The 20294-nt window shown below is 40.1% G+C and carries 27 protein-coding genes; 10 read left to right on the forward strand and 17 right to left on the reverse strand.

The window, feature by feature from the left end; translation table 11 throughout:
• Positions 1-35: 35 nt before the first annotated feature.
• From JSQ81_RS06270 to JSQ81_RS06285, 4 genes are all read right to left on the reverse strand, one after another.
• On the reverse strand, positions 36-548 hold the full coding sequence (locus tag JSQ81_RS06270) for a hypothetical protein (RefSeq protein WP_212606847.1): 513 nt from the start codon (positions 546-548) through the stop codon (positions 36-38).
• Between the two features lie 314 nt (positions 549-862).
• Positions 863-1006 carry a hypothetical protein gene (locus JSQ81_RS06275; protein ID WP_212606848.1) on the reverse strand — a complete coding sequence of 48 codons (144 nt, stop codon included), beginning with the start codon at positions 1004-1006 and terminating at the stop codon, positions 863-865.
• Entirely contained in the window at positions 994-2682 is a 1689-nt protein-coding gene (locus JSQ81_RS06280) for a MutS-related protein (RefSeq protein WP_212606849.1), read from the reverse strand. Before JSQ81_RS06280 ends, JSQ81_RS06275 begins: the two co-directional genes overlap by 13 nt.
• 203 nt (positions 2683-2885) lie before the next feature.
• Positions 2886-3233 carry a hypothetical protein gene (locus tag JSQ81_RS06285; protein ID WP_212606850.1) on the reverse strand — a complete coding sequence of 116 codons (348 nt, stop codon included), beginning with the start codon at positions 3231-3233 and terminating at the stop codon, positions 2886-2888.
• 171 nt (positions 3234-3404) lie between these two features.
• Between JSQ81_RS06285 and JSQ81_RS06290 the strand changes: the two genes are divergently transcribed.
• Positions 3405-4079 (forward strand): DNA alkylation repair protein, encoded by a 675-nt coding sequence (locus tag JSQ81_RS06290; RefSeq protein WP_249336658.1) that lies wholly within the window; start codon positions 3405-3407, stop codon positions 4077-4079.
• A gap of 92 nt (positions 4080-4171) precedes the next feature.
• Here the strand turns inward: JSQ81_RS06290 and JSQ81_RS06295 are convergent, their stop codons facing one another.
• On the reverse strand, positions 4172-4396 hold the full coding sequence (locus JSQ81_RS06295) for a hypothetical protein (protein ID WP_212606851.1): 225 nt from the start codon (positions 4394-4396) through the stop codon (positions 4172-4174).
• Between the two features lie 224 nt (positions 4397-4620).
• On the opposite strand from JSQ81_RS06295, the gene JSQ81_RS06300 reads away from it, so the two are divergent.
• Complete coding sequence (locus JSQ81_RS06300) at positions 4621-4944, forward strand: PadR family transcriptional regulator (protein ID WP_212606852.1); 324 nt, start codon at positions 4621-4623, stop codon at positions 4942-4944.
• Positions 4937-5965: a DUF4097 family beta strand repeat-containing protein gene (locus tag JSQ81_RS06305; protein ID WP_212606853.1), complete on the forward strand. Its 1029-nt coding sequence runs from the start codon at positions 4937-4939 to the stop codon at positions 5963-5965. Before JSQ81_RS06300 ends, JSQ81_RS06305 begins: the two co-directional genes overlap by 8 nt.
• Before the next feature lie 31 nt (positions 5966-5996).
• Here the strand turns inward: JSQ81_RS06305 and JSQ81_RS06310 are convergent, their stop codons facing one another.
• The 3 genes from JSQ81_RS06310 to JSQ81_RS06320 form a co-directional block, all read right to left on the reverse strand.
• Complete coding sequence (locus tag JSQ81_RS06310; protein WP_212606854.1) at positions 5997-6353, reverse strand: hypothetical protein; 357 nt, start codon at positions 6351-6353, stop codon at positions 5997-5999.
• Positions 6354-6708: 355 nt separating this feature from the next.
• Positions 6709-7212 (reverse strand): DinB family protein, encoded by a 504-nt coding sequence (locus JSQ81_RS06315; RefSeq protein ID WP_212606855.1) that lies wholly within the window; start codon positions 7210-7212, stop codon positions 6709-6711.
• 78 nt (positions 7213-7290) lie between these two features.
• Positions 7291-7527 carry a hypothetical protein gene (locus tag JSQ81_RS06320; protein ID WP_212606856.1) on the reverse strand — a complete coding sequence of 79 codons (237 nt, stop codon included), beginning with the start codon at positions 7525-7527 and terminating at the stop codon, positions 7291-7293.
• Between the two features lie 139 nt (positions 7528-7666).
• Here JSQ81_RS06320 and JSQ81_RS06325 point away from each other — a divergent pair, with 139 nt between their 5' ends.
• Both JSQ81_RS06325 and JSQ81_RS06330 read left to right on the forward strand, forming a co-directional pair.
• A complete protein-coding gene (locus JSQ81_RS06325; protein ID WP_212606857.1) occupies positions 7667-8965 on the forward strand; it encodes a M28 family peptidase in 1299 nt (432 codons plus the stop codon).
• Between the two features lie 51 nt (positions 8966-9016).
• Complete coding sequence (locus JSQ81_RS06330) at positions 9017-9469, forward strand: YaiI/YqxD family protein (protein ID WP_212606858.1); 453 nt, start codon at positions 9017-9019, stop codon at positions 9467-9469.
• Between the two features lie 27 nt (positions 9470-9496).
• On the opposite strand, the gene JSQ81_RS06335 is transcribed toward JSQ81_RS06330, so the two are convergent.
• A complete protein-coding gene (locus JSQ81_RS06335; RefSeq protein ID WP_212606859.1) occupies positions 9497-9796 on the reverse strand; it encodes a cupin domain-containing protein in 300 nt (99 codons plus the stop codon).
• An 85-nt stretch (positions 9797-9881) separates the two neighbouring features.
• Here JSQ81_RS06335 and JSQ81_RS06340 point away from each other — a divergent pair, with 85 nt between their 5' ends.
• The gene (locus JSQ81_RS06340) at positions 9882-10214 is read left to right on the forward strand and encodes a DUF3889 domain-containing protein (protein ID WP_371812517.1); all 333 of its coding nucleotides are present in this window, start codon (positions 9882-9884) and stop codon (positions 10212-10214) included.
• Positions 10215-10232: 18 nt separating this feature from the next.
• Here JSQ81_RS06340 and JSQ81_RS06345 read toward each other — a convergent pair whose 3' ends face one another.
• Positions 10233-11051 carry a purine-nucleoside phosphorylase gene (locus tag JSQ81_RS06345; RefSeq protein WP_212606860.1) on the reverse strand — a complete coding sequence of 273 codons (819 nt, stop codon included), beginning with the start codon at positions 11049-11051 and terminating at the stop codon, positions 10233-10235.
• A gap of 81 nt (positions 11052-11132) precedes the next feature.
• Positions 11133-12137 carry an LLM class flavin-dependent oxidoreductase gene (locus tag JSQ81_RS06350; protein WP_212606861.1) on the reverse strand — a complete coding sequence of 335 codons (1005 nt, stop codon included), beginning with the start codon at positions 12135-12137 and terminating at the stop codon, positions 11133-11135.
• A gap of 121 nt (positions 12138-12258) precedes the next feature.
• Between JSQ81_RS06350 and JSQ81_RS06355 the strand changes: the two genes are divergently transcribed.
• From JSQ81_RS06355 to JSQ81_RS06365, 3 genes are all read left to right on the forward strand, one after another.
• Positions 12259-13341: a type III polyketide synthase gene (locus JSQ81_RS06355; protein ID WP_212606862.1), complete on the forward strand. Its 1083-nt coding sequence runs from the start codon at positions 12259-12261 to the stop codon at positions 13339-13341.
• 12 nt (positions 13342-13353) lie between these two features.
• The gene (locus JSQ81_RS06360) at positions 13354-13902 is read left to right on the forward strand and encodes an isoprenylcysteine carboxyl methyltransferase family protein (protein WP_212606863.1); all 549 of its coding nucleotides are present in this window, start codon (positions 13354-13356) and stop codon (positions 13900-13902) included.
• Between the two features lie 166 nt (positions 13903-14068).
• Complete coding sequence (locus JSQ81_RS06365; RefSeq protein WP_212606864.1) at positions 14069-14332, forward strand: hypothetical protein; 264 nt, start codon at positions 14069-14071, stop codon at positions 14330-14332.
• 55 nt (positions 14333-14387) lie between these two features.
• Here the strand turns inward: JSQ81_RS06365 and JSQ81_RS06370 are convergent, their stop codons facing one another.
• The 5 genes from JSQ81_RS06370 to hutG form a co-directional block, all read right to left on the reverse strand.
• Positions 14388-15380: an LLM class flavin-dependent oxidoreductase gene (locus tag JSQ81_RS06370; RefSeq protein WP_212606865.1), complete on the reverse strand. Its 993-nt coding sequence runs from the start codon at positions 15378-15380 to the stop codon at positions 14388-14390.
• Positions 15381-15384: 4 nt separating this feature from the next.
• Positions 15385-15606 carry a DUF896 domain-containing protein gene (locus tag JSQ81_RS06375; protein WP_212606866.1) on the reverse strand — a complete coding sequence of 74 codons (222 nt, stop codon included), beginning with the start codon at positions 15604-15606 and terminating at the stop codon, positions 15385-15387.
• The gene (locus JSQ81_RS06380) at positions 15607-16566 is read right to left on the reverse strand and encodes an LLM class oxidoreductase (RefSeq protein WP_212606867.1); all 960 of its coding nucleotides are present in this window, start codon (positions 16564-16566) and stop codon (positions 15607-15609) included.
• A 13-nt stretch (positions 16567-16579) separates the two neighbouring features.
• Entirely contained in the window at positions 16580-17062 is a 483-nt protein-coding gene (locus tag JSQ81_RS06385; RefSeq protein WP_212606868.1) for an Rrf2 family transcriptional regulator, read from the reverse strand.
• A 138-nt stretch (positions 17063-17200) separates the two neighbouring features.
• Positions 17201-18112: a formimidoylglutamase gene (gene hutG, locus JSQ81_RS06390; RefSeq protein WP_212606869.1), complete on the reverse strand. Its 912-nt coding sequence runs from the start codon at positions 18110-18112 to the stop codon at positions 17201-17203.
• A gap of 142 nt (positions 18113-18254) precedes the next feature.
• On the opposite strand from hutG, the gene JSQ81_RS06395 reads away from it, so the two are divergent.
• Positions 18255-18749, forward strand: a complete 495-nt coding sequence (locus JSQ81_RS06395) for a hypothetical protein (protein ID WP_212606870.1) — start codon at positions 18255-18257, stop codon at positions 18747-18749.
• Between the two features lie 24 nt (positions 18750-18773).
• Here JSQ81_RS06395 and nhaC read toward each other — a convergent pair whose 3' ends face one another.
• Positions 18774-20174, reverse strand: a complete 1401-nt coding sequence (gene nhaC / locus JSQ81_RS06400; protein ID WP_212606871.1) for a Na+/H+ antiporter NhaC — start codon at positions 20172-20174, stop codon at positions 18774-18776.
• Positions 20175-20294 lie beyond the last annotated feature (120 nt).

Raw genomic sequence — 20294 nt, forward strand, 5'->3', positions numbered from 1 at the left:
ATCCGAAATAATACGAACCTATCTCCCCATTTCATTTATAAAGCCTCCAGCACTTCTAACGATTCCAAAACATGATCCAGCAAATCTGCAATATCCGCCATATGCTTCTCATTTATTTTAGATTTGAATGTCATGTCTATGCTGTTGAGGTAACCAGACGCATGATGAGCATATACGAAACTCAGTGTTTGAGTTAGATGAATATCGGTTTCCCAAATGGCTTTTATAACTTGTTCAATCCGCTGGCACTCGATAACAGATTGAACAATTTTAGTAAAGCGCACGGACAGGGTGCTGCCTAGATTTTCTCCGGGCACTTCTAATATTTCTCCCGCCAACTCTTTGACAGATGCTTGTAGAACAATTTCTGCTGAAAGGTCTGTTTGATTGACGAGCGTAAATTGAATCGCATATTCCCGAGAAAGAATTGCATAGTCCATGCGATCAACCCGATTGATAATCGTTATTTTTTCATCTATATTATCTAAATCATAAATATGGTTTTCAAATGCTACTTTTAAATTTTCAAAGATCGTTGGATCATACAAATTAATTCCTCCTACCGGCTGGAAAATCCATTCATTCATACAACAGTTACAAATCATAACTACATTTATTAAACCAAGCTGTTTCACCAACCCTTTCGATTTCTCTCACAACTTCAATCCCTTTTTTACATAGTTGTAAGCATCATCAATATCTGCAGCGTACAAATTAAAAATTGGGCTAGGGCTGGCATGATGTATGAAGTTGGGATCAAAGGTGTGGTCATCCAATGTCAGGGATGTTGTCCTTACTAATGGCACATTAAAAACCGGTGCGTGGCATGTATTCCTTCCCCTTTTTCATTAACCCGTCTATCCTAATCCTCATTGTTAGGTAATTTTCTTATGCCCATTTTTTCTTCCAGTGCTTCTATTCTTTCAGTGAGTTTTTTATTTTTATTCATTATATCTGAAGAAAACGCTAATGCCGCCGCGGCAAATGCCAATGCTATAAATTCCATGTTTGCACCTCATTCCCTTTGATTTCTTCCCAATTGCGCCATTCCGTAAAATGCTTCGCCAAGCGATTTGCGTTCTTCGTAATGCATTCTGGATAGGCAAGTATTTCAAGAAGTTTAATGGCATTTCGTGTTTGTGATGGGCCATCATGAATTTTATAGTCAAACAGTACTTCGCCATTTTCAATGGATTCTCTGAAATGATAATTTTCATAGATTTTTCTAGTCATTTCTGTAAGTTCAATATCATGGGATGCGATGAGATTCATTCCTTTATTCGCAGCAAGCCATTCCATCATCGAAGCAGATGCAGCGATTCGTTCAATCGTATTCGTTCCTTTTAATATCTCATCGATGAATGAAATGACCGGTTTCCCTTCTTCAATCAGTCTAATAATCCTTTTAAGAGATTTTATTTCGGCAATAAAATAACTATCGCCGTCCAATACATTGTCCTGAATTGCCATTGAGGTAACGATGTAGCTAGGTTTCATTGTCCACTTTGTAGCCAGGACTGTATTAATTGTCTGCGCCAAAATCGCGTTGATTGCGACTGCTTTAATATAGGTTGATTTTCCGGAAGCGTTAGATCCGGTGACAAGCGTGCTTTTCCCCAAGGCAGATGTGTTAGTGACTGGCTTGGGGATTAGGGGATGGGCTATATTTTCGAATGAAAGTTTTTCATCTTCAATAAATGCAGGTCTGCAATAGGTATCGAGCGATTTCCGGTAAAATGCTACCGCAATTGCAGCGTCCAACTCCCCTATCCGTTCCCATACACGTCGGTACTCCTCTTGATAATCAGTTATGGTTTGGACAATTTTATTGTATGCGATGAAATCCAACATGAATAACATGCGGATATATTCAGAAATAAAATCAAATTCCCCGCCCCCGCCAGTTGAAATCATCGTTCCCCAAAACGAGATTTTCTTAATCGGTTTAACATTCTTTTTAATGTCATTCACATATGCATTGAGCTCAGGGTGATTGACGGATGTTAATCGTTTACCCGTATTAATGACTGCCGCCGCATATGTAATTGAAAACATTTTGTTTTCCAATCTGTTTTTATTGCGATAATAGACAAGCATATTAATCGTGAATGCAATAATTAAACTAACAATGCCGTACTGCAAACTGAAAAACATCACGGCAACTGAAGCTACAGGCAGTAGTGCTAGTAAAACGTAAAGATATGAATGGTCAATTTTATTGTGATTATTTTCATGGAAAAATGAAGACGAGTTTGTATAATTTAATTTGCCAAGACCCGAAAGAATGAGGAGTACTTGCTCCCTTAATTCTTGGTTGGTTGCCAGTAAATTATAAAGTTCTTCTTTGTCATTTACCCCTTCAAGTTTCGGATCAATATCACGAAGTTGATTAAACAAATATTCTGAGCCGACGGTTGACTGAGTATAGTTAAGCTTATTGAAGATTTCATCCATCGCTAAGTCGTCCCAGGTTAGCTGATCTACCCCGGAATAACTTTTGTTGCTGTTCTTTTTATTCGACCAGTAAGAAGATATGGATTTCAAATCTTCACTTAAGGCATGGAATTCCCCCTTTTCCCATTCACGTCGTAATTTCTCTAATTTCTTCTTGTTCTTAGTCAGGAGGTGATAAGCAATAAAAATAATAACCCCGATAATAATAATGACCATTGGATCCCCCAAATAAAACGCCTCCCCTTCCCTGTATTCACCTAATATGTTCTACGATTGAACTGTCAGAAAGTTTCAAGTTCCTTCATATATGATTAGGAGAATAACCTTCAATTCTTTACTATAAGTAAATTAAAAAAACCGATTTCCCAACATAGAATTGAGAAATCGGAATTTTCGTTACGCTAAAAAGCGCTTGACTACTTATCCAAATTTTACCATAGTAATGGGATATAGATGAAAATTCCTAGCATAACAATAGCAGCTAGCAGCACGATGCTTTTCCAACGTTTTCTTTTCCAGAACAAAAGTGCAACGATGACACCTTGCAGAAATATCAAGGATGCCCCAAAAATCATCATCGAGAGAGAGCCTAAAAAGACCCCTAACATATTGATGAAGATACCAGCAGGCATTAAAGCGATCAAAAGGATGAGGACCGGACTTCTTTTTATTCTTTGTAAGATTTGTTTCCGTTCCGACTCGGGGAAACTATCAAATTCAACGAGAGCAAACCAGCCGGTTATGATCAGTATCGCACCTGTCACCGTGACCTTTCCCATGAGAAGACCTCCTTTACTCATAATTTAGCCAAGTCTAAGTCAATTGAAACATCGTGGACTTGTCGTCAATTGTGAATACATGGGTTGGAATAGATTTGTGTGGGTCTATCGGAAAGTTTCAAGTCTTTTCATATATGATACACTTTTGATAACAAGTTAGGAGTGGGTTGATTGACAAAAGTATGGGATTATAAAGGAATTGTCGAAAAATTCGAGGCGAATCGCAACGCGGAACAAGCTGGTCCAATGGCGGCCTATTTAAAAAACCATTTTACTTTCTTGGGAATTAAGAGCCCTCAACGTAAACAATTGCTACGCGAATATTTTGCAGAATATGCATTGCCAGAACCTGAGCGGCTGTTTGAAGAAGTCTGGAAACTGTATGAACTCCCGGAACGAGAATATCAGTATGCGGCATTTGCATTACTTGAAAAAATGAAGAAATATTTGTCGGTTGAAGATTTACCCGAATTACGCAGATTGATCGAAACAAAGTCTTGGTGGGATAGCGTGGATTCGATTGCGCCGAAGTTTGTTGGCGATATTGTGAAAGCAGATCCAGCACGAGGTGAAAAAGTGATGATGGAGTGGTCTCAGTCCGATAATATGTGGACAAACCGTGCCGCGATTCTCTGCCAATTAAAATTTAAACAGGCGATGAATTCGGATTTATTATTTGAGATTATTAGGCAACATATGAGGTCCAATGAATTCTTTATCCAGAAGGCAATTGGCTGGGTATTACGGGAGTATGCCAAGACGAATCCCGAAGTCGTAAAAACGTTTGTAGCAGAACATCCTTTGAAACCATTGAGTAAACGGGAAGCGTTGAAGCATTTCAAGTGAAAAAGAAGCATCTAAAAATAATGTCGAGTCAAGTTCCAGGAAAGCTCAGATTTATTTCTGGGCTTTTAACATGTAATCAGTTAAGCTTCATTTCATTTAGCAGAAAACCACCACACAACAAGAGTCATACTCACTATCCCCCAAGCTGTAGTACCCACTATCCACCAAACTATAGATCGGATAGCTGAACTACTTTTCTTACTTTCCATATTTCCTTTTATAAAAGCGAGCTTACTTTCCATATTTCTTTTCATAGAAGCGAGAACAATAAATCCGATTATGATGAAACCAACAGTTATCCAAAATAATAAATCCACTTTTCATCCCCCTTTTAATGATTAGTAATCTATTACGCTGTATTTATTCTAACATATGCATTCCGGTAATATCAAAATAATCAGATACCCGTTATATAAATAAATACTTCTCTTTTACAACGGTACCTTGCACTGAACAGTACCATATGATATATTGATGTTAATCGGTACACCCCACGAATTAGTACTATTCATTAACCAGTAGTGAAAGGAGCGTGTTGGAGTTGAATGTACAATTTAAAAAAGGCGTGTTAAACCTATGTGTGCTTGTGCTTTTAGACAAACAGGATCGCTACGGTTATGAACTCGTTCAAAAAATTTCCAACCAGATTTCCATATCTGAAGGCTCGGTTTATCCGTTACTTCGCCGTTTGACAAAGGAAGGTTATTTCACAACCTATCTACAAGAATCATCAGAAGGCCCCCCGCGTAAGTATTATAAGTTAACAGATACGGGACGGACTTATTTACACGAACAATTAGAGGAATGGCGGAATTTCACGGAGGGCGTAAATACATTAATCAAGGAGAGTGTGCGAAATGACTGAAAACCAATTTATTAGTGAACTTGAAACGGCAATCAGCCACTTACCCGAAGCGGAACGAAACGATATCCTCGTTGATATCCGTGAATACTTTTCAGATGGCCGCGAGGACGGAAAAACAGATGATGAAATTGCTTCTTCCCTAGGCTCTCCTGCAAAAATTGCCGAAGACCTACTTGATTCCTATCCATTTATTGAAAATGATACACCCGCTGAGGTAAGCGATGAATTAATTACAATTACCGATAACAGCTATACGAATGTCGATATCGATGTTCAACACGGCGCACTGTTTGTTAGACCTTCTCATGACACGACAACGACTGTGGAATTAATCGGCTCGAATGAGAAACTCGAATTGACTGCGCAAGTCGTTGGCGACACCTTAGTTGTTCGGTTGAAAAGTTTACGCCATTGGTTATTCATGTTCAATTTTAATATGAAGGCGGTGACACTTAACGTGTTTATTCCAAAGAAGTTATATCAATCATTTGCGATGAAAACGGATAATGGGCGAATTGACGCTACTAAAATTCTTGGGAACAACGTGACTGCAAACACCGACAACGGTCGAATACAATTAAAAGAAATCGCTGCCTCTTCCCTGACAGCCGAAACGGATAATGGCCGCATTGTTCTTGAGAAAGCCCAAGTGGATCATGTCAGAACGAAAACAGATAATGGTCGAATTGAAATGAGCCACATTGATGCGGAAAGTATCGGTGCAGAATCGGATAACGGGCGAATTGTGCTTGAACATGTAAAAGGTTCCGTTGTGGGAATTACGGACAACGGGCGAATTATATTACAAACTGAAAGTCTCGATCGAAATATCGATTTGAAAACAGATAATGGTAGTATTTTGGTAGAATCAAGAATGGAACCAACAAACGTTTCTATTCATGCCAAAACAGGTCATGGTCGCGTGGATATATTCGGAGAGCGAAATTCGCGGACTGTTATTGGCGCTGGAGAAAATACGATTCGATTGAAATCAGATAACGGAAGAATTACTGTTAGGTAAATAACAAGAGCTCCTTTCAGTTGACGTTGAACTAAGAGGAGCTTTTATTATTTGTTTTATCATACAAATCTTTATACATACTACCAATTAGAATAAAAACAAATACAGGTATTAAAATAATTCTATCTGATGTAAAGCCATCCGTTAAAGTATTATCAACTATAATACTTACGATTAAAGCAATTAAACTAATCACACTAAACATAATAAACATCGTTTTATTTTTCGAAAAATACGCCTTTTTTATTTCAATCATAAAATACACGGTTGCAAAAACAATTACAACAATACGAGTTACAAACAAATATTCATATTGAAAATAAAAGCTTGCAAATATTAATAAAATAAACATTAAATTTAGAACCATGGAAAAGTTTATTTTTTTCATTATAAAAACTCCTATTGATTATATTCCGTTCTTGCCTACCGGTTTGACTATTGTAGTCCTGATCGCCCGTTTTATGGGATGCGATCGTGTTGAATATAACATCAGGACCATAATGCATAATATGATTGACACCGACATCGTGCTGAAAATAAGTTAATGGCACCTTTTGAAATTTTTGTTCAGATAAATCATACGTGTAGTACCAATCCTCAACTACGGCTTCACCAAAAAGGGATATATATAATCGACCATAACCTTACATACATTATACGCATAATCAAGTGTTGTGCCAAAGTAGGTAACCGAATAAAAAAATAGCCAAGCCCCATTTACTAGGACTAGGCCATTCTTCCATTCAAATAACAGGTGCTTCTCCGCCAAACGCTGCCCATTCTTCACGAGCCGGTCCGTAAACACCCGGTACACGCAATCCTGCTTGACGCATGAGCACGGTCATTTGTCCGCGGTGATGCGTTTCGTGAGCAGTTAAGATGCCAAGAACAGTTCCGACAGACCATTGTTCTCCGTACATGTCTCTCATTTCACTTAATACTTCATCGTTCCATTGCGATTTCATTGCTGAAACCATTGCTTCATTGGTCGAACGATAAGCATCCGCAATTTCAGCTGCAGTTTCCGGTACTGGCGCATCCTCCGGTGTTCCCTTAAATTCCAACCCTGTCTGCGACATCATTTCATGAAGTGTTTGTACAATATGCCAAGCAATTCGGCCGAGTGTACGGTCTTCTGGCGACACCTCTTGTGCTAATGATTCGTCGGTAAGCGCACTCAAGATTTTCAGCGTCGATCCGCTTTCATGTTCCCAAAGATTAAGGAATTCATCGATTGTTTTAAACATAAACTAAAACCTCCAACAATTAGTGTAAATGTTCTATTCGTGAACTATCGGAGATTTCCTTCTTTCTAGCGATTACTATTAACTATTAATCGAATTCATGACCCCGCCATCTTTTATATTCTTATAATTTTGCTCCCCGACACGGCGTTTTATTTCTTCTTCAGAAATAGGTGGCGGTATTTCTACCTCTGATAAGGCGTTCACGCTGTCTTCAACAACGACATTTTCGTATAACGCATTTTTCGCATCAATTTCTCTTCCGTATTTGGCTGCTTCCTCTTCCGTCATTCGAGCTTCCTCTGGTTTATCAAACATTTTGTAAACTCCCTCCAATTCCCTTCTTTTTCTCACTATCCCCCGAATTAAACCTTTTGAAACGCATATGAGTCTGCTGATTAGACATTGAATTGATTAATTTGTGGTATAATTCCCGTAATTAGAATGGAGGAACGATATGGTTCGAAAAGCTCTTTATATTCCAATCTTATTAGTATTTAGCATCTTCATTTCCGCATGCTCCCCACCTGTACAAGAGGTCATAAGCTCTTCTACCGACAATGTTGATTCAGCCATATTAGATAATTTGGATGTCGAAAAGATTTATTCAAACGTAAAAGAACTATCAAAAGAGCCTCGAATCGCAGGCACTGATTCTGAAAAAAATGCAGCAAATTTCATTACCAGTCAATTGGAAACCTTTGGTTATGCTGTTGAATCCCAACCCTTCGAATTTGATCATTATATTTTTCCAAAACTTGTTGAATTAACGATTGATGGCATTGAACAATCATTCTCCCCAGAACCGTTTCAATACTCGGTTTCCGGTAACGTGACGGGCACATTAATCAACGTCAATAATGGATTGACCTCCGATTATGAAGATATCGACGTAAAAGGAAAAATTGCGGTTGCTTCAATTAGCGATATTTATTTCGAGGAAATGGTCCTGAATGCAGCTGAAGCAGGTGCTGTCGGCGTAATTATTAACTTCGCTGATGGTTTGCCGAATACCGGATGGTCGCTTGGAAAGCATCATGATGATTTTATCCCAACCATCGCCTTGTCTCCCGGCGAAGGAAAATCTTTACTAAATCTGATCAGAGATAATGAATCCGTTACGGGAACGATAACAATTGAAGGCGCCGATATTGAGAAGCATGAATCACAAAACATCATTGTGACCAAACCGTCCAAGACTTCCAATGATGAAATTGTCGTCGTTGGCGCTCATTACGATTCCGTTGAAACGTCCCCTGGAGCAAGTGATAACGCTAGTGGAACTGCTGTGCTTCTAGAGATTGCACGAGTTTTGGAAAGTGTTTCAACCGATAAAGAACTTCGCTTTCTATTTTTCGGTGCCGAGGAACTTGGATTATTTGGATCGGAAAAATATGTCGACGAAATGACAAAAAGTGAGATTAAACGTACCGATGCGATGTTAAATATGGATATGGTCGGCAGCGTGGATGCAGGACCGCTTACTATGTTCACTGTTGATGGTTTTTCCAATACAGTGACAGATACAGCCAAGACAATTAAGAAAATCCCACTTGAATTTACTGACCGAAGTGATCACAAACCATTTCACAACGCTGGCATCGATGCGGCATTGTTTAGTTATTTCCCTTCGGAAGAATGGTATCATTCTCCACAAGATACAATCGACCAGATTAGTAAGGACCGTTTGGATGAAGTAGCAAGTTTAGTGACTGCATCAGTATTAAAGTTGTCCACAAATAATTATCACGAATAAAGTTCTATTTTTGCTATACTAGACGTAGAAATGAATAAGGGAGGCGGGTTTATGCCTGCAATTCTTATCGATGCAGATGCATGTCCAGTGGTGAATGAAACCATACAAATTGCGGGGCAATACGGATTTCGGTGCATCCTCATTTGCGACACGGCGCATGAAATGCATCGTGAAGGCGCGGAAACAGTCATTGTTTCAAAAGGGGCGGATGCAGTCGATTTCGTCCTTGTTAACCGAGTTCAAAAAAATGATATTGTCGTCACTCAGGATTACGGATTAGCCGCGATGGTACTGGCGAAACAAGGCCATCCGATTGATCAAAATGGACGCCGCTACACCGATGATAATATCGATCAACTTCTCTATGCGCGTCATACAGCACAAAAAATTCGAATGGGCGGTGGGCGATTACGAGGTCCGAAAAAACGTTCGAAGGAGAATACGGTCAAATTCGAAAATAGTTTAAAAAAGTTATGCGAGGAATTAACCTCAAATAAAAGTTAAAGCCTGCATTTTTTCAGCAGGCTTTTTTCATGGCAATATTTGAAACACCAAAAGATCCGTGTCTTCCTTCGCAAGCAGACTATGTTTTTCAAACGGTTGCATATAAAGTATATTATCTTGTTCAACCACTGTTTCCGTTCCTTCAACATCAAAGATGACAGAGCCTCTTCGAACGACAATTACGACATCTTTGCTCGAATCATGTTCGGCGATTGTTTCGCCCTTTTTCAGTTGGATATTAATGATTGTCGCGTTTTCAAGCGTTTGTAGCTTGGCGATATGTTTAGCTTTCTCCCCTAGTTTATACGGCGTTGAGATTAAGTCCATCGTCATTCCTCCAATTCATTTAGAAACTTATCTATTGAATGATTTTAAACAAATGACTCATCCTACCGGAAAGGAGATGAGTCGAATGATGCGAAAAACTTTTATTGCGCTCGGAATTTTTACGATTGTTAATGCTGCACCTGCCCATATCCAAACACTTGCCAATGCACAACAGGAAGTTCCAGCCTACGCCAAATGGGGGAAACTTGCTGTACAAGAGACCCAAGCAAAATATCCTACCGCCAATATTATTGACTATCTGCATGAAGGCAGTGAATCAAATGGCGATTCAACAATCGAAAAGTTTAAGCTATGGTTAAAAGATGACGACCATGAATTCGGTGTTTTTGTACGAATTGAGTTTAACACCGAGACTGAAAAAGTTGTTGCGATTAATTTCCAAGAAACTTCGAGATGAGCAGTTATACAATGTTATTTATATCTCTTTCAAGATTCCTTTAATCAAATCTACAAACGTATTACGGGATTTAGCGGCAACTTCAAGTACTTCTTCATGGCTTAAAGGCTCATCTAAAATTCCGCAAGCCATATTGGTTAAGCAAGATATACCCAATACTTCCAATCCGGCATGAATAGCTACTGTTGCCTCAGGTACTGTTGACATTCCAGCTGCATCTCCACCGAGTATACGGATCATCCGAACTTCAGCCGGCGTTTCATAAACGGGGCCGCTCAACCATGCATATACGCCTTCACGTAATGTTATGCCCTTCTCTTCAGCCACTTTCGAAGCCATAGTACGCAATTTATGACTATAAACTTCAGATACATCCGTAAAACGCGGTCCCAACTCGTCGTTATTTTTACCGATGAGCGGATTTGATCCGACCAAGTTAATATGATCAGTAATGAGCATCAACTCACCCGCGTTGAATTCTGTATTAACTGCCCCGCAAGCATTCGTGATGACAAGTTTTTCGATCCCAAGCGCTTTTAGTACTCGAACCGGAAAGGTTACTTCACTTAAGGAATACCCTTCATAATAGTGATAACGCCCCTTCATAGCTGCGACGATTTGACCTTGCAATTCACCTATAACAAGTTCATTGGCATGACCTATCGCATCGGATTTGGAAAAGTGAGGAATATCCTCGTACGGAATGCTAACCGCATTTTTGATTTCATCCGCAAGACTCCCCAATCCCGATCCCAGAATGATTCCAACCTTTGGAAATACATTTATTTTACCGAGGACAAAATCTCTAGCTTCCGCTATTTCATTCATATTAATCATGTTAATTTCTCCTTTATTGTTTTTATTTGGCTATTTACTTGGATCATAGTAGCTACTAGCCTAGCATATAATCAAATAACATTATTTCAACATCTCTTTTGCAATTAATTCATAAGACTTGAGTTTGTCCTGAAAATCATAAGCGATCATGACTAGCATAACCTCATCAGCGCCAAATTCTTCAGCAAGTTTTTCAATTTGTAACCGCGCCGTTTTAGGTGTACCGATGATCATCCGCTTTCGATTTTCAAGAACATGCGGTTTTTCAAAATTCGTGTATGTGTACGACATCGCTTTTTCCGGTGAAGGCGTTCCTTTTGAAGGAATCCCTTGTGCGGAAAGAATGAGCGATAGGTCGAGTGAAGAAACAATTCGCTCGGCTTCTTCTTCCGTTTCAGCACATGCGAAGAAAACTGCGACTGCTTGTTTAGGTTTCTGCAACGCCTTCGAGGCCTGAAAAGTTTCACGATAAAGTTTAGCTGAGATTATCCCGCCTTCACCGTTAATAAATTGCGCAAACATATACGGCAACCCTTTCTCAGCAGCTAATGCAGCAGAACTCGGACTCGAACCCAACATCCAAACTGGCGGCGTGGACTCTGTAATCGGTGTTGCTTTCAACCCGAAATAAGGATGGTCTTCGGGCATTGTATCATGCAAGTACATGAGTAAATCATCTACTTGCTGGGGAAATTTATGGATATCTCGGTATTCCCCGTCATTCAGCGCATAAGTAGCCCGCGGCATTCCACCGGGGGCACGACCGATGCCCGCATCGATTCTTCCCGGAAATAATGCTTCTAACAACTTGAAGTTTTCAGCAACTTTGTAAGCCGAATAATGCGGAAGCATAACGCCGCCTGAACCGATTCGTATTGTAGAAGTGACTGTCGCTAAATGTGCCATCAATATTTCCGGTGAAGAACCTGCGAGTGTCGTCGCATCATGATGTTCAGAAACCCAGAAACGAGTGTAGCCCCACTCTTCAGCTTTTTTGGCAAGCTCAGCGGTATATATTAATGACTCCATTGCCGTACTTCCTTCAGCAATTGGCGATTGATCTAAGATGCTTAATTTTATAGTCATTTAAATCTCTCCTAACCTAATGACCTCATTTTACATGAAGGAAATCTTTTCATCATTGGACATGCCTATGCTTCTAAGTTTAGAATAGTTAAACAACAAATAATTTTCTACGGAGGGACCTATGCCTAAAATTCTTTCTGTTAGCACCTTTAAACCGCCTCATGAAGTGCAGCAACATCAGGCGGCTGAATTAACCCGTGCATTATTCAGCGAGAGGTTTTCCAATATTGAAAGATTGTTAAGGGTTTTTGATAATGGCGATATTGAGACACGAAATATATGCATGCCGTTAGACTGGTTTGAGAGAGAGCATGATTTTGAAGAACGCAATGCGCTTTATATCAAACATGCCGTCGATTATGGCGTCCAAGCGGTTGAATCCTGTCTACAAGGAGATATGTTAAAGCGTCCCATTGATGCATCGGAAATAGACGCTATTTTCTTTATTTCTAGCAGCGGAATTTCAACGCCGAGCATTGAAGCTCGTATTATGAATCTACTTCCCTTTCGCGACGATACGAAGCGCGTTCCAATCTGGGGACTTGGTTGTGCAGGTGGCGCTTCCGGAATCAGTAGAGCCTATGAATATTGTTTAGCCTATCCTACTGCCAACGTACTCGTTTTATCCGTAGAATTGTGTAGCTTGACGTTTCAAAAAGATGACTATTCGAAGAGCAATCTTGTCGGGGCTTCCTTATTTTCCGATGGCGTAGCCTGTGCATTGATCGCAGGGGATTATTCAAATCTCAAGGCGAATGCGAATCAACCGACGCCAAGGGTAATCGCAACTTCTTCAAAGTTCATGCCAGATTCAGAAGATGTCATGGGCTGGGATGTGAAAAACAGCGGCCTTCACGTTATATTTTCAAAAAGTATACCAAGCATTATTACGAAATGGTTGGGCCCGTTTGTGCATGAATTTCTTGATGTTAATGAATTGACGAAAAATGATATTACCCATTTTGTCGCGCATCCTGGCGGCAAAAAAGTTTTGGAATCTTATGAAGCTGCACTTGGGTTTGATTCGACTAAGACGGATGTTTCCAGGGATATTTTACGGGAGAATGGAAACATGTCATCGCCGACGATTCTGTATGTACTTGAACGATTCATGGAGAACAAACCGGATGCTGGCGACTATGGGTTGATGGCCGCCCTTGGACCAGGTTTTTGCGGGGAACTTCTTTTATTGAAGTGGGAGTGAGGTGGATTCGGGATGCTATTTTACATCATCATTGCCATTGTCATTATCCAACGAATTGTTGAACTGGTCATTGCGAAAAGAAATGAAAAATGGATGCGGAGTCAAGGTGCATTTGAAGCGGGTGCCGAGCACTATCCGATCATGGTCGCGATGCATATCGCATTTTTCATTTCACTGCTTATAGAGGTATTAGTACTAGATAGACCACTATCGCCACTTTGGATCCCGCTTCTTTCTATATTCTTGATTGCGCAAGTCGCCAGGGTCTGGTGCCTTGCTTCACTGGGCAAGTTTTGGAACACGAAAATTATTATTTTACCCGGCGCGGATGTCGTGAAAAAAGGGCCTTATCAATTTATTCGCCATCCGAATTATGTGATTGTAGCGACAGAATTACTAGTTTTACCGTTAATTTTCAATGCGTACTTTACGGCCATTGTGTTTTCCATCCTTAATATATGGATGCTTTCGGTCCGGATTCCCACGGAAGAAAAAGCTTTGAAAGAGGTAACCAATTACAAAGAGAAATTTGGGTTAAAATCTGGTAGGAGTGATGTTTAATTGGAAATAGTTCTAGGTTTTACTCCATTCTTGATTATAGCGCTAATTTTCACAGGAATATGTTTCATTTTATATTACATTTTGAAAAAACTTTTATTGAGAGATTAGAATAACCTCCTCCCTGTAATTAATAGTATGGTACTTAGAATACAAAGGGGATATGTTTATGAATAAATCCATAGCGGGAGCCGTTCTTTCAACATGCGGGACAATATTATTTTCTTCCATATTAATTTCTGGTGCTATTTTTAGTTCTACTATGAATGGTTGGTCAGGGTCTTCTAAGTTTTGGTATGCCATACTAGGGAAATCAGTTCCTGACGAAGGCATGACAAGTATGGAGTTATCTTTTCTATTTTATTTTTCAATCGCACTTTTCCTGGCTGGTATTGTCTGCTTATTTTGGGAACAGCTTAAAAAAATGAAATGAAAAACTAAAAAGATCCCTGCCAATTGGTTTAATCCAGTTGACAGGGATCTTTTCTTTAAAACAATTCACGTGCCAACAAACGATAAACTTCTAATCGCTTCTCTTGTGAATGCGGAATGCTGCAAATCATCGCTTCATCAAAGCCGTAATGTGCCTGCTCTTCTCGAAGTTTAGTTGCCACTTCTTTTGCTGATCCTACAATGTGAATGCTACGATTTTGTTGAATCGTCATGCGATCCATTTCAGTTAATTGAAAGTTTGCGGCCTCTTCAGGCGACAATACTTGACCGATACGCCCTTTTGTAAACAATAGACGCCAAATATCTTGCGGCAATGCCTCATACTCAGCCTCTTCAGAAGTTTCAGCAGTTGTTACCATATAAGTCACTTTAATCTCCGGTTTTTCCATAAACACGGTCGGTTCAAAGTTCTTTCTATAAGCTTCCAATATTTCTGTCGTCATGCCACCCATGAAAAACTCCGCAAATGAATAGCCGACACCCATGCGTCCTGCTTGAATGGCGCTATTCCCAGTCGACCCTAACAACCATGCTTCAGGCAACACCACTTGTGCCGGCGTCGCGATGGTTTTATTGTACAAATTATCTTCTGGCACTTCGTCATTAATTAGTTGCATAGCGAGTTCAAATTTATCATACATATTATGGGTCATCGGTTGGCGTCCTTCAGATAAAGCGTAAATGGAATGATTGTCGCCGCCCGGTGCCCGCCCTACGCCAAAGTCAATTCGACCTGGTGAAAATGCGCTCAACGTTTTAAATACTTCCGCTAATTTCAACGGCGAGTAGTGCATCATCATGACGCCGCCCGTTCCAATTCGCAGGTTCTTCGTTTTCGCCGCTAAATGGGCAGCCGTCACTTCGGGTGCTGAACTGGCGAAAGTATTTGTTCCGTGATGCTCCGCCATCCACATTCTTGTATAACCTAATTCATCCGCTAAAATGGCCAATTCCTCCGCTTTTTTCAAAGCATCTGGCGCTGTATTACCTTTTGTAATCGGTGCTTGGTCTAATACACTTAGTTTCATATACTTAACTTCCTTCCTTTTTGAAATCGCGCACTTTATCTGGTGTAACATCATTTCCTAATGGATCGATTACTGTTAAACCAGAAAATGTATCAAGCACTTGCCCGCGAATTTGACGTAAGTAATCTTCGCGCAATACCGTCTGCTCTACTATTTCAGCGTTGGTCAAACCTTCTTCACGCTGTTTTTTTGCCAATTCATTGATTCGACCTAACTCTTTTATCATTTAAAACACTTCTTTCTTCATAATTGATGGGAAATGCGGAACCACATATTCCCCTAGTTCTTGAATGACTTCATTCGCAGGGCGACTTCCAGATTTCAGCCCAAACAACACATGATTGACCCCTGCATCTTGATACGCATACAAATAATCGATGATAAATTTATAACCCGCTCTAAATCCGCCGGTTATCGGCTTTGGTGCTTCATTTGGATTTGCGGATAAATCGATTGCAACGGGTTGCGTAAACGGTTTGAATCCGCCTGCTGCTTCATGCCAATTTTTAATAAGTTCGCGTTGCTCATTGACACCTTGCGCATAAAATAACCAACCATCCGTGTGTTGTGCCAACCAATCAATCGTCTGCCCCGAATAACCTGTACCGAAAACCGGAATATCACCAAGTTCCGGCTTTGGCACAACGTCTCCTGCCGTCAGTTCAACATGTTCTGTTCGAATTTCTGGGAATGATTCCCGCCAGACTTGTCTCATCACTTCTATCGATTCTTTAAACAATGCTTCTTTCTCATTCGGATTTACTTTGAATGCAGGGAACTCAATGGGTCTGTCCCCTGTCGCTGCACCAAATAAGAAGCGTTGCCCTGATAAACTCTCCAATGTCGCGGCTGCTTTCGCCAAATGGAGTGGGTTTCGCAGTGGTGTCACAACACTAGCAGTGCCAAGCGCGATTTTTTTAGTATGTGCCGCCACGTACGTTAAAAACATGAATGAATCATAAAGAAATCCCACATCTCCAAAGTTCGGTTCATAAAGCGGCGCATCTCTCACAAACAAAGAAGCAAATCCTAAACTCTCAGCCTTCTTGGCAAGTGCCATTTGTTCTTGTAATTCCATTTTGGGGAAACTTCCCGAATACGCCTCTAGTGGAAAGAATAATCCAAGCGTTAATTTGTTTTCCTTAAAAGTACGCGCAAAACCTTTATGCGTTTGAAACTTCTTCATATCGTTAACCTCATTATAAAACCATTTTTTCTTGAATCAATTCCCGTAAAGCAGTCACTTGTTCTGAAAAACGATCCGCTTGAATTTCATCGGATAAAGAAGCAATCGTTTCACGCTTTAACACAGTTTTCCAAGCAACTTCGGCCTCATCCATTAAATTTGTTAATAAGCAACATTGATCTTCTTCTTCCAAATCAAGCATGTCATCGAGAATACCGCTCGGGGAATAAAGTGATTGATGCCCTTCTATCGCTAGATAAATATCATATATCCGAATATCTTCCGGTTTTTTATATAATCTAAAACCGCCCTTTACCCCAGGAACAGAAGATATCAAATTCGCACTTACTAACCTCCTCAATAATTTCTGAGAGTATGAAGGAGAAGTCCCTAGCTTTTGACTGATTGCTTCGCCTGGCAGCACGGCTTTATCGGGTAACATATTTAGTAGAAGGATGGCATAAACCGCTTGTTCCACACCTGTCTTCATTCTCAATTCATTCACCTCTTCTTTCAACGTGGATAATGATTGTCCATGTTATCAAAATATACCGCACTGAATTCGGAAAGTACATAAAAATGCCTATGCAAACAAATGATAGTTATATCATTTATTGCATAGGCATTTTAAAATTTATTTATAAAAACTCATGATTGCTTCATTCACAAACGCCGCCCCTAATTTCACTGTTCTTCCATCAGGGTCAAGCGTCGGGTTCACTTCCGCTATATCAAAAGAAAGCGTTTTTGAATTCGACGTTACTTTTCGAATGATTGACCGAACGACTTTCGGGTGCAGTCCAAATGGAGACGGCGCACTTACACCGGGTGCCGCGTCTGCTTCAAGAACATCCATGCAAAGCGTTAAAATAATTGCATCATGATTTGCGATAAAGGCATCCACTGCGGCATTCATCTTCTCATCAGTCAGTTCATCTTCATAAATATATTCACAACCAAGCTCATCAGCCTTTTGGAATAAACTCTCCGTATTTCCATAACGTTGAATCCCCAGAACGAGATAGCCCGCATTTGCATCATTCTCCATTACTTGACGAAACATCGTCCCCGAAGAAGGCTGCTCATCATACGGTCTCATATCAAAATGCGCATCGATATTAATGATTCCCAGTTTCTTATCCTTACCTAGGAAACCGCGAGCACCAAGATAATGGCCATAAAACGTTTCATGGCCCCCGCCTAGAATAATTGGCGTTCTACTTTCGTCCAATTTCTTCTTCACAACCGAACCTAGTTCTGCCTGCGCTTCTTCTAACTGTTCCCCATCGCAGACAACATTTCCCGCGTCAGCAAGCTGCTTCCCTTCTGGAAGTCGCCACGCCATATTCGAAAGGGCCGTCCGTAAGGCATCCGGTGCTTCCGCAGCGCCAACACGCCCATTATTACGCCTTACCCCTTCATCACACTCAAAACCGATCAGTACACAGTTAGCTTCTTCACCTATAACCTGGTGGTACCTGAACTGATTCCAATCAGTTTCATGATCCGTTCTTCCATTCCAATTAAATGATGGTATTTTCTTCATATTAATTCCTCCTTGAATTTCAATTTGTTAAATTTTCAATCGCATAAACTAGTTTGAGTATAGATCCAGTGAAGACTATAATATAATAAATTACATTGTCGAAAAAAAATAGCGATATCAATGAAAATGAGGAGGTAAATTATTGAAAAAAGCGTTGACCGGATTGATCATGGGATTATCTTTTACAATAATTTCTTTCCTTTCATCTCTAACATTGTTTTTAATTTGTTTTTATGTTCTAGAGGTCAGACTATATTCATGGAGTGGTATCCCTTATATGGATGTAGTTATTTATTATGGATATATGATTATCGTCTTGGGTTTCTTTTTTTCAATCATAGTTCCTTGGTATATTAATAAAGCATATCCGAATGATTTATTTAAAAGTGTATTATTCATTTCACTAATATCTAGCATTGTTTTTGTTGTTTCTTCTTGGTTTATTGTAGACACTTATAGTAATTCTTATTTTTCGATCAACAAAATTCTTCCACTTAGAACAGAGCGATATAATTTGCCGGCGTATAATATAGGATTATCTTATTTTGTTATAATTGGGGTTTATCTCATTTTTACTCCGGTATTAATTGTCTTGGTTAGAGATTCTTTATGGCAAAATAAAAGAAAGAATATCTAACATCGCTATACCCTCCCATCCCAATTAAACGATAGTGTTTTCTTCAACTTCCCGGTACGTCAAAGTCTTCCCCATATATCCGAACAATACGGTTAAAATCGGAGATAGCAGACAAAAGAATGCAAACGGTAAGTAAGTGAGTGTCGCGACACCCAACATCTTTGTAATAAATATACCACAAACGCTCCACGGCACTAAGGGATTCACAACCGTCCCCGCGTCCTCCATCACTCGACTTAGGTTCTTTGGAGCAAGTCCAACCTTTTCATATTGCGACCCAAATGCTTGTCCCGTTAATAAAATCGATAAATACTGCTCGCCAATCAATACGTTAATCCCGATCGCGGTTAACGCGGATGCAGCAATGACAGATGACACTTTACGCAACAGACTTTCAATTTTCGCAAGCAAGCATTGCACAATGCCTAGCGTAAATAACAAGCCCCCCATACTAAGCGCCAGCAATACTAAACCAACCGTAAACATCATGCTTTCCATACCGCCACGCGTCAGGAGTGCATCAATATCTGCAATTCCAGTTGTGGAAACAAAACCACCAAATAAAATGTTAAAAATCTCTGTTGCGCCGTAACTATGGTGGAAAAATGAAATCGCAATCGCACTCCCGGAACTGACCGCCAATGTCATTAGCGCTGGCATTTTCAACATTGTTAAGGCAAATAAAACGATTAACGGAATAATCGTATACCAATGGATCATCCCGGTTTCCAACAGGCCTTCTTGGAACAATTTAATTTTATCAACATCCGTCAAAGAAACACCGGGTGATAGAAGTCCAAAGAAAATCAGCGATAAAAAAAATGCCGGAATGGTCGTCCACCCCATATTTCTGATATGTTCAAACAAATCGACGCCGACAATTGATGATGCCAAGTTTGTAGTATCTGATAACGGAGACATTTTATCTCCGAAAAATGCTCCCGACACAATCGCACCTGCCGTGATTGCCAGGGATAAATCAAGCACAGTTGCCATGCCGATAAAAGCAACTCCCACAGTCGCGACCGTCGTCAATGAACTTCCGATTGAAATCCCGACAATCGCCGTAACAACAAAAACAATGGCAAAGAAAAACGTCGGCGTAATTAACGTGAACCCCGCATAAATCAGCGTCGGAATCGTTCCGCTCATTATCCAGCTACTTACTAAAATCCCGATAAAGAAGAATAGAAATACAGCCGCCATCCCTTCACCCGCACCTTCTACCAAACCGCGTTCAAGTTGCTTGTATGAAACCTTTTTAACAAGTCCATAAAAAATTAATAATAAAATAGAAAACAAAATCGGTAAATGCGGTACCGCACCAAATTTGATAATACTTACATTTAGCAGCGCAATAATTGCGACAACTAATACAACAGCCTCTAGAAATGTGGGCGAAATAACTGATTTTATTCGAAACATGATGAAAACCTCTCTCTGTTATCAATAATTTTAGATACAAAAAACCCCTTCAATCCCTTAAAAAGGGACGAAGGAGTTCTCCGCGTTACCACCCTAGTTGATTGGTCAGCATTCAGCTGA

Origin of the sequence: Sporosarcina sp. Marseille-Q4063, from assembly GCF_018309085.1 — a bacterium.
GTDB lineage: Bacteria > Bacillota > Bacilli > Bacillales_A > Planococcaceae > Sporosarcina.